12 protein-coding genes and 1 pseudogene are annotated in these 11,979 nt (G+C 43.9%); 8 read left to right on the forward strand and 5 right to left on the reverse strand.

Translation table 11 applies throughout. The features are described 5' to 3' along the window. Positions 1 to 69: 69 nt before the first annotated feature. From CHU92_RS03230 to CHU92_RS03245, 4 genes are all read right to left on the reverse strand, one after another. Entirely contained in the window at positions 70 to 903 is an 834-nt protein-coding gene (locus tag CHU92_RS03230; RefSeq protein ID WP_094412549.1) for an oxidoreductase, read from the reverse strand. Beyond that, positions 903 to 1,283 (reverse strand): hypothetical protein, encoded by a 381-nt coding sequence (locus tag CHU92_RS03235; RefSeq protein WP_129582995.1) that lies wholly within the window; start codon positions 1,281 to 1,283, stop codon positions 903 to 905. Before CHU92_RS03235 ends, CHU92_RS03230 begins: the two co-directional genes overlap by 1 nt. Before the next feature lie 81 nt (positions 1,284 to 1,364). After that, a complete protein-coding gene (locus CHU92_RS03240; protein ID WP_094412553.1) occupies positions 1,365 to 2,249 on the reverse strand; it encodes a helix-turn-helix domain-containing protein in 885 nt (294 codons plus the stop codon). 11 nt (positions 2,250 to 2,260) lie between these two features. Further along, positions 2,261 to 5,368 (reverse strand): leucine--tRNA ligase, encoded by a 3,108-nt coding sequence (locus tag CHU92_RS03245; RefSeq protein ID WP_094412555.1) that lies wholly within the window; start codon positions 5,366 to 5,368, stop codon positions 2,261 to 2,263. 147 nt (positions 5,369 to 5,515) lie between these two features. Here CHU92_RS03245 and CHU92_RS03250 point away from each other — a divergent pair, with 147 nt between their 5' ends. From CHU92_RS03250 to CHU92_RS03270, 5 genes and pseudogenes are all read left to right on the forward strand, one after another. Next, on the forward strand, positions 5,516 to 6,391 hold the full coding sequence (locus tag CHU92_RS03250; protein WP_094412557.1) for a cell division protein FtsX: 876 nt from the start codon (positions 5,516 to 5,518) through the stop codon (positions 6,389 to 6,391). Positions 6,392 to 6,453: 62 nt separating this feature from the next. After that, positions 6,454 to 6,687: pseudogene (locus tag CHU92_RS03255) on the forward strand (DUF3098 domain-containing protein); the annotation flags it as partial. A 92-nt stretch (positions 6,688 to 6,779) separates the two neighbouring features. Beyond that, positions 6,780 to 7,589 carry an undecaprenyl-diphosphate phosphatase gene (locus CHU92_RS03260; RefSeq protein WP_094412561.1) on the forward strand — a complete coding sequence of 270 codons (810 nt, stop codon included), beginning with the start codon at positions 6,780 to 6,782 and terminating at the stop codon, positions 7,587 to 7,589. A 7-nt stretch (positions 7,590 to 7,596) separates the two neighbouring features. Continuing rightward, positions 7,597 to 8,295, forward strand: a complete 699-nt coding sequence (gene truB, locus CHU92_RS03265) for a tRNA pseudouridine(55) synthase TruB (RefSeq protein ID WP_094412563.1) — start codon at positions 7,597 to 7,599, stop codon at positions 8,293 to 8,295. Then, a complete protein-coding gene (locus CHU92_RS03270) occupies positions 8,292 to 8,909 on the forward strand; it encodes a YiiX/YebB-like N1pC/P60 family cysteine hydrolase (RefSeq protein WP_094412565.1) in 618 nt (205 codons plus the stop codon). Before truB ends, CHU92_RS03270 begins: the two co-directional genes overlap by 4 nt. A 6-nt stretch (positions 8,910 to 8,915) precedes the next feature. On the opposite strand, the gene CHU92_RS03275 is transcribed toward CHU92_RS03270, so the two are convergent. Next, positions 8,916 to 9,536 carry a thioredoxin family protein gene (locus CHU92_RS03275; protein WP_094412567.1) on the reverse strand — a complete coding sequence of 207 codons (621 nt, stop codon included), beginning with the start codon at positions 9,534 to 9,536 and terminating at the stop codon, positions 8,916 to 8,918. A 93-nt stretch (positions 9,537 to 9,629) separates the two neighbouring features. On the opposite strand from CHU92_RS03275, the gene CHU92_RS03280 reads away from it, so the two are divergent. The 3 genes from CHU92_RS03280 (at position 9,630) to frr (ending at position 11,795) form a co-directional block, all read left to right on the forward strand. Then, positions 9,630 to 10,409 carry a patatin-like phospholipase family protein gene (locus tag CHU92_RS03280; RefSeq protein ID WP_094412569.1) on the forward strand — a complete coding sequence of 260 codons (780 nt, stop codon included), beginning with the start codon at positions 9,630 to 9,632 and terminating at the stop codon, positions 10,407 to 10,409. 96 nt (positions 10,410 to 10,505) lie between these two features. Beyond that, positions 10,506 to 11,213, forward strand: coding sequence for a UMP kinase (gene pyrH, locus CHU92_RS03285; RefSeq protein WP_094412571.1), 708 nt, complete (start codon positions 10,506 to 10,508; stop codon positions 11,211 to 11,213). An 18-nt stretch (positions 11,214 to 11,231) separates the two neighbouring features. Beyond that, a complete protein-coding gene (gene frr, locus CHU92_RS03290) occupies positions 11,232 to 11,795 on the forward strand; it encodes a ribosome recycling factor (RefSeq protein WP_094412573.1) in 564 nt (187 codons plus the stop codon). The last annotated feature ends 184 nt before the right edge of the window (positions 11,796 to 11,979 follow it).

The raw sequence follows: 11,979 nt of genomic DNA on the forward strand, positions 1-11,979 counted from the left end.
TTCGTCAACCCTTTTTTATTTAACAAATAAGTTTAAACCACTTCAATGTAATTTTTAAAAATTCTTGATTTAGCCATACACAACACTTTCAGCTACTCCTTTATATTTTTCCAGGTCACGCGAAACTGATTCTAATTTTGCGTTAAGAGATGCAACCGCAATTTTACCCAGCGGTAGCCGTAGTGGCGGGTCATCAGAAGATATAACATCAAAAATAGCTTTAGCGGCTTTATAAGGGTCGCCCTCCTGCCTGCCGTGTATGGCTTTCATCCTTTCACGGAAAACCCCGGCAGTTCCATCATACTGATGTATCACAGCGGCAGCCTCACGAAATCCCTTTCCTGCAAAACCTGTTCGGAAAGGGCCTGGTTCAACTATAGTGACCTTAACATTAAAAGGCGCCACCTCTCCTGCAAGCGCTTCGCTAAATCCTTCAAGGGCAAACTTAGAGGCATTATACATACCGAATCCGGGTATTGCCCTGAAACCGCCGTGAGATGACACCTGCACAATACGGCCCTCCATCTGTTTCCTGAAAAAAGGCAGGAATTTTTGTGTAAGGTAGAGCGCGCCAAAAAAATTAGCGTTAAAAACGTCATGTACCTCCTGCAGCGATGTTTCTTCTATAGCCCCGGCAAAACCAAAACCTGCATTATTAACCAGTACATCTATTTTACCAAACCGGGCCATACATTCTGCTACGGCCTTATCTGTTTCTTCAGGGCGTGTAATATCCAGCACTATCCCATAGCCTTTGCCCTGATTAGCTTTAGTGAATTCTTCGGCCTGTGCCCGGTCCCTGAAAGTCCCCGCAACAATTCCTCCCTGTTCCATCACCTCTTCTGCAATACATTTACCCAAACCAGAAGATATCCCTGTAATAAACCACACTTTCTTTTCCATTATCGTATAGTTATTAAAGTTAAGAACTGCTTTTTATACAGATAAGATAATCCGAGATATAGCAAACCAAGTTCAATCCAAATCATATTACCGGGATTATCATAAGCAATATGATAGATTATGATATTTACAACAACAGGCATTAACAATAGAAGCCCTAGGAACCTTACCCTGCTTATTAAGAGCAGGATTCCGCCTGTTATTTCAATTAAACCCGTAAAGCCCGCAAGGTAAGAGCCAAACATACCCTGCATAAATAATTGTGCTGCAGGATGTGATGGCGGTGGCGGGACGAAGAACAATAAAAACTTGTTGGCTCCAAAAACCATAAACTGCAAACCTGTAACAAAAGATAAAGCAGCCGAAATGTAATTTTTCATTAGTAGTAATATTTAGGTTATTGTCCAATATCAGACAATGCAAAATTGTTACTAAATGATGCTCACCTGTTATGAGTATATTTACTTAATTCGGTATTTTTCAGACATAACAGCTTTAAAAGCGAGTGGAGACATGCCTGTTTCCGTACGGAAAAGTTTTGAGAAGTAAGAACTGTCAAAATAGTGTAATGTGGATGCGATTTCGGAAACTGACAAGCCGCTGAATGTAAGTAACCTTTTAGCTTCGAGCATGCTGCGAGAGCGGAGAACCTCAGATGAAGTTATACCTGCTACGGCTTTGCAGGTGCGATTAAGATGATGTTGCGTTATATTTAACCGCTCGGCATAAAATGCCGGGGTTTCATTTTTAGTGAAATTTTGTTCTACCAACTGCCTGAACCTTTTATAAAGCACCACGGAGGATTTTGCTGATGCAACAGGATTTTTAATGTTGACATGCCGCTGTGCCTGTTCAAGAATAACGTGCAGCAGGGATTGTAATATTTTATAGTTCCTGTCTGGCCTCTTGTATTCTTTTATGAGCAGTGTTATGCTGTTTTTAATTTCTTCAAATCCCTGCACGTCAAGGCTGAGACAGGGATTTGAATGAAAATTATCTAAAAAGGTGAGTTCAAAAAGCCGGTCATGGTCTTGCTGGCCCAAAAGAAAAAATTCTTCCGTGAAAAATATACTGCCGCCGGAAAGGGGCTTCCACTCTTCAAAAGAATGAACCTGCCCCGGTGAAATAAAAAACAGGCTGCGGGGCTGCACCTCATATTCATTATAATCAATCACCTGCCTGCTGGAACCGCCATCTGTCCAAATGATCTCATAAAAAGTATGCTTATGGACGTCATCAACTTCAGGCTCATCCATTTCCCCAAACTGAAGGATTTCAAAACCGGTTGGGTTTTCAGGCTCATTAATAAAATGGCCTATAGAGTAATGCCTGAAAAGCTTGTCCATGCTATAATTATTTAGCCTACAATATTGATGATCTTGCCGGGAACCACAATAACTTTTTTAGGCGCCTGCCCGTTAAGCTGCTGTGCCGTACGCTCATCAGCCAGTATGGCTTTTTCAATTTCAGCTGCTGAAAGGTCCATTGGCAGCTCGATCTTGAAACGCATTTTGCCGTTGAAAGAAACCGGGTACTCTTTGCTGCTTTCTACCAAATGCTCAGGATTGAACAGCGGGAACGACACCTGCGAGATGCTGCCCTGGTGGCCCAGCCTGTGCCAAAGCTCTTCGGCAATGTGTGGTGCATAAGGCGAAATCAGCACTGCCAAAGGCTCTAAAATAGTGCGCTCATGGCAATTAATAGCCGTAAGCTCATTAACCGCAATCATAAAAGAACTCACCGAGGTATTAAATGAGAAATTCTCAATATCATCCTGTACCTTCTTTATGGTACGGTGCAGTATCTTCAGGGCTTCCTTACTGGCTTCGTTAGTGGTAACAATCAGCCCGCTGTCATCAAAATACAGTCTCCAAAGCTTTTTCAGGAAGCCTGAAACGCCTGTTATACCCGCAGTATTCCACGGCTTAGCCTGCTCCAGCGGCCCCAGGAACATTTCATATAACCTTAAAGTATCAGCGCCATATTGCTCGCAGATATCATCGGGTGTTACTACATTGTATTTAGACTTGGACATTTTTTCGACTTCGCGTCCTACTATGTATTTACCATTATTTTCAGTAATGAAAATTGCATCTTGATATTCTTGATTTATAGCATGACTCTTAAAAAGCTCAATATTCAATTCATTATTAGATTCATTGATTAATGTTATATCAACATGTATTGGCAATGTATTAGCATAAATACTTAATTGATTTTCCTTCTGTAGTTTAAAGTTTTCACTGAAGTTAATATCATAACCTGGAAATTTTTGTTTGAATCTTAAAGTTAAATCCTGATATGCCGTTTCAAATAATGATTTCAATTCTTCATCAAATTGATGCAATCTTTTATAATATGAACTACTAAGTACAATTCTAAATTTTTTGGAAAACTCCTTAATCTCCTTAAGTTTATCAGCACTTAATTGATCATCTTCTATTACAAGAGATGAAAAAGGAAAATGTACATACACAAAAGCACTCATCCCCAATATCATCCCCTGGTTGATAAGCTTTTTAAAAGGTTCTTCGCTATGTATAAAGCCCCTGTCCTTTAAAAACTTATTCCAGAAACGGCTGTACAATAAGTGTCCCGTAGCATGCTCGCTGCCGCCTATATACAGGTCCACATCCTGCCAGTAGGCTTCGGCTTCTTTGCTTACAAACTCTTCTTTGTTAAACGGGTCCATGTACCTCAGCCAGTACCATGAACTGCCGGCCCAGCCCGGCATAGTGTTGAGCTCTAAAGGATAAACACCAGCCTCCCCCGACCCCTCCGAAGGAGGGGCAACAACAGTGTTACTACGTGTGTCCCAGTACCACTCCTTCGCGTTACCCAAAGGCGGCTGCCCGTCTTCGGTCGGTAAATATTTCTCCACATCCGGCAGGCGTACCGGCAGGTGCTCCGCCGCTATCATCTGCGGCAGCCCGTTTACGTAATATACCGGGAACGGCTCGCCCCAGTAACGCTGGCGGCTGAACACGGCATCGCGCAGGCGGTAGTTGGTTTTGCCACGGCCCAGGCCAATCTGTTCCAGGTTTTTAATTACGGCTTCCGTAGCCTCTTTGTAGCCCATGCCATCCAGGAAATCTGAATCTTTCAGCCTGGTGTTGTTGTCCTTGGCGCTATAGGCCGCTTCAGAAATATCAACATCCTCAAAAATATTGATAACCGGTATATTGAAATGCTTCGCAAAATCATAATCGCGCTGGTCGCCGCAGGGTACAGCCATTACTGCGCCTGTACCATAGCCTGCCAGTACATAATCGCCAATCCATATCGGCACAGGGGCCTTGGTAAAAGGATGCTCTGCATAAGCGCCCGTAAAAACACCCGATATAGTTTTTACATCGGCCATACGGTCGCGCTCGCTTCGCCTGGCAGTAGCTTCAATATAAGCTTCAACCGCTTCTTTCTGCTCCGGCGTTGTTACTTTAGAAACCAGCTCATGCTCCGGCGCAAGCGTAAGGAATGTCACCCCGAATATGGTATCAGGGCGTGTGGTAAAAACTTCTATGGTATAATCATTGGTGTCGCCGCCCGTAAGGATGTATTCAACCGTATCCTGCTCTGCTTCAGAATCTTTAACCCTGAATATAACTGAGGCACCTACTGATTTACCTATCCAGTTCCTCTGGCTTTCTTTAAGCGATTCGGTCCAGTCAATGGTTTCCAGCCCCTGCAGCAATCTTTCGGCATAGGCTGAAATCCTCATGCTCCATTGCGTCATTTTCTTGCGGATAACAGTATAACCGCCCCGCTCAGAAACGCCGTTGACAATTTCGTCATTAGCCAGTACGGTACCTAAGGCAGGGCACCAGTTTACTTCCGTTTCTGCCAGATAGGTAAGCCTGTATTTTAAAAGGATGCGCTCCTGCTCTTCTTTGGCGTAGCTTTTCCATTGTGCGGCAGTAAAAGAGGCTATGTTATCATCGCACACCGCATTAATCCCTGCGTTACCATTCTCTTCAAATTTTTGTATCAGTGTGCAGATGCTTTCTGCTTTATCGGTGTCTTTATTATACCAGGAATTGAACAGCTGGATGAATATCCACTGCGTCCACCTGTAATACTCCGGGTTTGATGTCCGCACTTCCCTGTCCCAGTCAAACGAAAAGCCTATCCTGTCCAGCTGCTGGCGGTAGCGGGCAATATTAGCCTCGGTAGTAACGGCCGGGTGCTGGCCGGTTTGTATGGCATACTGCTCTGCCGGAAGGCCAAAGCTGTCATACCCCTGCGGATGCAGCACATTGAAGCCCTGGTGGCGCTTGTAGCGTGCATAAATGTCAGACGCTATATAGCCCAGCGGATGCCCCACATGCAGCCCCGCGCCTGATGGGTAGGGAAACATATCCAATACGTAATACTTTGGCTTATCGCTGTGGTTCTCTGCGCTGAAGGTTTTATTTTCCGCCCAGTATTTCTGCCAGTGCGCTTCAATTCTTTTGTGGTCGTATCGCATAACTCAGTTGAAAGTTGTAAAGTCGTAAAGTTGAATGTTATTTTAAGAAGCGCAAATTTAATGTTATTGTACGAATGTATAAAGTTTAGGCGTTATAAACTGTGTTTAAACAAATTCTTTATTATTTTTACCGCTAAAACAAAATGTATGGCATCATCCTTTGAGAAGTTCCAGAAAAGACGGCTCATTTCCTCTTATTTTTCAGTGATACTCAGCATATTCATAGTATTAACACTGCTGGGCGCACTGGGGCTTTTTGTGGTAAATACAGAAAAGATTTCGGGCTATGTGAAAGAGAACATCCCGATGTCAGTGTACTTCAAGAATGAGGCTAATGACAGCGTTTTTACCGCTTTTGGCGAAGAGCTGAAGAATATGCATTTTGTAAAGGATTATAAATTTGTTTCAAAAGAAGACGCGGCAAAAAACAATAAGGACATAGTGGGAGATGATTACATGTCTTTCCTCGGGGAAAACCCGCTGCCGGCATCATACGACATCCACCTGAAGGGCGGCTATGTGCAGAAGGACAGCATAAAATCTATTGATGCGAAACTGCGCACTAACCCTATGGTTGGAGATATTACGTATGATTCGGTACTGGTTGACATGGCCAATGAAAACATTGAGAAGATAACCTTCTGGATACTGATCATCAGCGGGGCGCTGGCATTCCTGTCCATGCTGCTTATCAACAGCGCCCTGCGGCTTTCTATTTACAACCACCGTTTTACCATAAAGACCATGCAGATGGTAGGCGCCACCAAATCGTTCATCCGCAAACCCTATGTATGGAAAGGGCTCAAGCTGGGGCTTGCCGGTGCTGCACTGGCCATAGCTGCGCTTGTGGCACTGGTATATTATGTTGACGGGATCTTCCCGATGCTGGGCATTTGGGATGACTGGGCCCTTACTGCCGTGGTGCTGGCAGGAGTACTGGCTTTTGGTATTGTGATTGCTTCCATAAGCACGTTTATGGCAACACAGCGGTTCCTTAACCTGAGGACAGACGATTTATATTAGGCACCAGCCACAAGGCAAAAGGCACTAGCCACGGCACCAACCTGAACTTGAAACTTGTAACAATGAAAAATAATAACGAAATCAATACACACTTCCTTTTTGAAAAGGTAAACTATAAGATACTTGTAATTGGCCTTGTGGTAATTGCGCTTGGGTTTATACTGATGTCCGGCGGGGGCAGCGACGACCCTAACGTATTCAATGAGGATATTTTTAATTTTCGCCGCATAAGGCTTGCGCCTACGGTGGTACTGATAGGTTTTGTCATTACCATTTATTCCATTTTTAAAAATCCGGCTTCAACCATACCAGCCGAAGCAGAAAGGCCTGCTACACCTGCAGCGCCTGTAGCAGAAACCAAAGTTAAACCTGCAAAAAAAACTAAATAATGGATTTTATACAGTCCGTTATCATTGCCATTATTGAAGGGCTTACGGAATATTTGCCTATCTCATCAACGGCCCATATGATCTTTGCCAGCTCCTACTACGGCATACAGGAAGATGATTTTGTAAAGCTGTTCCAGGTGTCCATACAATTTGGCGCCATACTGGCGGTGGTGGCACTTTACTGGAAAAAATTCTTTGATTTCAGGCGTATCAGTTTCTACATAAAACTGGCCTTTGCGGTTATACCAGCTTTATTGCTCGGCTACCTGTTTGATGACATGATTGAGGATGTATTGGGCAACCCCATACCTATTGCCATTGCCCTTATTCTTGGCGGTATAGTGTTATTATTTATAGATAACTTTTTTAAAAATCCTGTAGTTCAAAAAGAGGAAGATATTTCGGTAAAAAAAGCTATCAGCATAGGCTTTTGGCAATGCCTTGCCATGATGCCCGGCACCAGCCGTGCCGCTGCCTCTATAATAGGGGGAATGCAACAGGGGCTTGCACGCGAAACAGCCGCCGAATTTTCGTTCTTCCTTGCCGTACCTACCATGCTTGCCGTGGCAACCTACTCTGTTTTCCTTAAAACTTATGAGCATACACGGCTAAAAGGTTATGAACTGCTGATGCAAAACAGCGATAACCTGAAAATGTTCCTTGCAGGCAATCTTATTGCCTTTGTAGTAGCAATAATTGCAATAAAAGGTTTTATAGGATTAATAAAAAAATATGGCTTCAGGCCATGGGGCTGGTACAGGATTATAGCCGGTGGATTGCTGCTGGTTTACTTTATAACCTATAAATAACTGTGCATTGACCTCAGCAGAAGATTTTCAGGAAGGGCAGGTATTGCTTATAGATAAGCCGCTGCACTGGAGTTCGTTCCAGGCAGTAAATAAAGTAAAATGGAGCCTGAAGAAACATTTGGGCTTAAAGAAAATAAAAGTTGGCCATGCCGGCACATTAGACCCTCTTGCCTCAGGTTTGCTCATCATCTGTACGGGTAAATTTACAAAGCGTATTATGGAGCTGCAGGGCATGGAGAAAGAATATACCGGAACATTCCATATCGGCGCCACTACGCCATCTTACGACCTGGAGACGGAGGTTAATGAAACATTCCCTACAGCACATATTGACGATGCCCTTATAAACCAGACGGTAAAACAATTTATTGGCGAAATTGACCAGAAGCCGCCGGTGTTTTCGGCCATAAAAAAAGACGGTAAACGCCTGTATGAGCACGCCCGCAAAGGTGAGGAAGTGGAAATTGCCTCACGCAAAGTTATTATACATAAATTTGAAATAACCCGCATAGCCCTGCCCGAAGTTGATTTCAGGGTAGTGTGCAGCAAGGGTACTTACATCCGCTCACTGGCGCATGATTTTGGAGTGGCATTAGGTTCGGGGGCACATTTAACCGCTTTACGGCGTACTAAAATTGGAACTTATAATGTTATTAACGGAATTACACCTGAGGCTTTTGAAACGTTAGTAAAAACTGCGGAATGAAAAGATTATTCTATATTTTAATTTTATTCCCTTTTATTGCGGCTGCACAAAACATAAAGCTGCAGGACGGAGACCTTATATTCCAGGACATGGACTGCGGCCCTTTATGCGATGCTATTGAGGCTGTAACTGAAGGCTATAAAGGCCATGACTTTAGCCACATGGGATTGGTATACCACCGCAATGATACCATATATATAATTGAAGCGGCCGGAAGTGCAGTACGACTTAATACCCTTGAAAACTTTTCAAAAAACACAAAGAAGCCCATGTATATCGGCAGGCTTAAAAAACAATATAGCCGGCTTATTCAACCGGCTATAGATTTCTCGTTAAAGCAGCTTGGCGTACCTTATGATGATGAGTATGTGTATAATAACGGCAGCTATTACTGCTCTGAACTGATTTACGATGCTTTTATGTTTGCTAACGGCGGCAAGCCCTTCTTTCAATTATTCCCGATGACCTACAAGCAACCCGGAACTAATGATTTTTTTCCGGCATGGGTGGACTATTACAAAGCTATAGGAAAGGAAATACCTGAAGGCAAGCCCGGCTGTAACCCCGGCGGGCTTTCAGTTTCCGATAAAATTACAATTATCGGCACATTGTAAAAACATTTAACCGGCTACTATCACATTATCAGCATTCTGCAGCAGCAATGCAATTTCTTCCATAGTGCTTTCGCCTTTATCGTGAAGGTACCACTTCTGCAGTTCGGTTTTTGCTTCCTGGTCAATTACACCGTATTTTTCCTTATAATCCATAATTAACTTTGCAGCCCCGTGTGGCCTCGGCCCCCAGCTGCCGCGGGCAGTAAGCGTATCTTTATCAACCAGTACCAGTTTAGGTATAGAGCGTGAACCGTTAGTGAGGTATTCATTCATAAGCGCATCATTATCATCCCGCAGCACAATTTTAAGCTCAAGCTTATCGGTTGCTTCTGCCATTTTATTGATTACGGGCATTATTTGCGCAGCATCGCCACACCAGCCTTCAGACAATACTAAAAGTATATGTTCCTGCTTAAGCCCCTCAAGCTTCGATTTTACTTCAGGTGTAATTATTATAGTTTTATCAAGGCGGTTCATACGCACTTCATTAAGTGTGCTGTAGTGGGTAAGGTCTTCACTCTGGGTGTGGCCGGTTGATAGCCCGTCAATAAGCAGGTGCGATATATGGTTACGGTATTCCGTATATGTATAGCTATTGTTCAGGCTGTTTTCTATAAGAGAATCCATGATGTTAAATTTTTGGTAAATTTACTGTTACTACTGCAAATACAAAGCCATATCATAAAAAACTGTAATTTAGTCAGGCAATAACCACACCTTATGAAATTCAACGGGCACACTATAGGGCTTATACTTTCCGGCGGCGGCTCTAAAGGCATAGCACATGCGGGCGTACTTAAATTTTTTGATGAAGTTGGCATTGTGCCTTCACATATTGCCGGCACAAGCTCAGGTGCCATTGTGTCGTCCCTGTACGCCTGGGGCAAGAAACCCGAAGAAATCCTTGAATTCTTTAAATCAATCTATTTTTTCCACTGGCGCCATTTTACATTCCGTAAGCCGGGATTTATTGACTCTGAGGCTTTTAAAGCCTACTTTACTTCTATTTTTGAGGATGCCACCCTGGGCGATATGCGCTACAAGATGCACCTTACCGCTACTGACCTTGTATCGGGCAAGCTGAAAATATTTGGCAATGAAACCAAAATTGCCGATGCCGTGCTGGCCTCTTCGGCTTTCCCGGGAATTATATCACCTTATGAAATTGACGGAAGGCTTTACAGCGACGGGGGCATCATCAACCACTTCCCTACTGATATTTTACAGGGGCGCTGTGACAAGCTGATAGGTATTTATGTAAGCCCCATACAAAAAATTGAAGCATCGGACCTGAAAACGATAAAATCAGTAACCACAAGGGCTTATGACCTGCTTTCGGCCAACAGCAACATGCAGAAATTTACACTGTGCGACTGGGTCATCAGCCCGGATGAGCTGGCCCTTTACAGCACCTTTGAAACGAATAAAAGCAAAATGGATGAGATATTTAAGATAGGCTATGAAGCCGCTAAAAAATCATACGAAGACCTGATTGTATAGCAGCCCTGTAGCCGCTTTTTGCAAAGGCAAGGCAACGTAAAAAGGTGTTTCGGGAAATAGTTTTATTGCTATATTTGCAGCGTTTAATAAAACCCTATGAAATATAAAAGAATCCTCCTGAAATTAAGTGGTGAAGCCCTTATGGGAGACAGGCAGTACGGCATTGACCCTAAAAGGCTTGCTGAATATGCTGCCGAAATAAAACAAATTCATGAAAAAGGTGTCCAGATAGCCATAGTAATTGGCGGAGGTAATATTTTTAGGGGAGTAGCCGGCGCCAGCAACGGCATGGACCGGGTACAGGGAGATTACATGGGCATGCTTGCCACCGTAATAAACGGAATGGCCCTGCAGGGTGCCCTTGAAGACGCAGGGATGCAAACCAGGCTGCAGACAGCGCTGAAGATTGAGGCTATTGCTGAACCTTATATAAAACGCCGCGCCGTACGCCACCTTGAAAAAGGGCGGATAGTGATATTTGGTGCCGGAACAGGCAACCCTTATTTTACCACCGATACCGCAGCAGTACTGAGAGGCGTGGAAGTAAATGCAGATGTTATTTTAAAAGGCACACGGGTTGACGGCATATATACCGCAGACCCTGAAAAAGACGCCAGCGCAACAAAATATGACACCCTTACGTTTGAAGATGTCCTGCAGAAAGGCTTAAACGTTATGGATACTACAGCCTTTACGCTGAGCCAGGAAAATGAACTGCCGATAATTGTTTTTGATATGAACAAAAAAGGCAACCTGGTGAAGGTTTGCGAAGGCGAGCTGGTAGGTACCACAGTAAATGTTTAATTTCTATATACGGATTATATCATGGAAGAAATTGATTTTATTTTAGATAGCACTAAAGAATCTATGGAAGGTTCGGTTGCACACCTGGAAAAAGAGTTTTTAAATATACGTGCCGGTAAGGCAAGCCCTGCCATGCTTGGAGGTGTAAAAGTGGACTACTATGGTTCGCAGACACCGCTTTCGCAGGTGGCCAATATCAACACGCCCGATGCCCGCACCATAACCATACAACCGTGGGAAAAAAGTATGCTGCAGCCGATTGAAAAGGCCATACAGATAGCTAACCTCGGCTTTAACCCGATGAACAATGGCGACAATATCATCATCAGTGTGCCGCCCCTTACCGAGGAAAGAAGGCGTGACCTGGTGAAGCAGGCAAAAGGCGAAGCCGAAGATGCCAAGATAGGTGTAAGGAACGCGCGTAAGGAAGCCAATAATGACATTAAGAAGCTCGAAAAAGAAGGCGTTTCTGAAGATATATGCAAGCGTGCCGAAGACGATGTGCAGGAATTAACCAACAGTTACATTAAAAAAATTGATGACCTCCTGGCACACAAAGAAGCCGAGATCATGAAGGTGTAAGGCAAAATTCCAGGGCGCCTACACCGCCCTGCTAACCCATCCTGCCAAAAGTTTTAAAACTCATATCACACAAGCCGGGACTCATGAAGTAGCTGATGCCCGGTTTTTTCTTTTCTGTAAATCACTACTGTACTTTCTTTTTGGGCGTGTCCCTGCGGGCCGGGCTTTCCGCTGCAAGTCCTCA

The organism is Flavobacterium cyanobacteriorum (genome assembly GCF_002251835.1).
Classification (GTDB): domain Bacteria; phylum Bacteroidota; class Bacteroidia; order Flavobacteriales; family Flavobacteriaceae; genus Flavobacterium; species Flavobacterium cyanobacteriorum.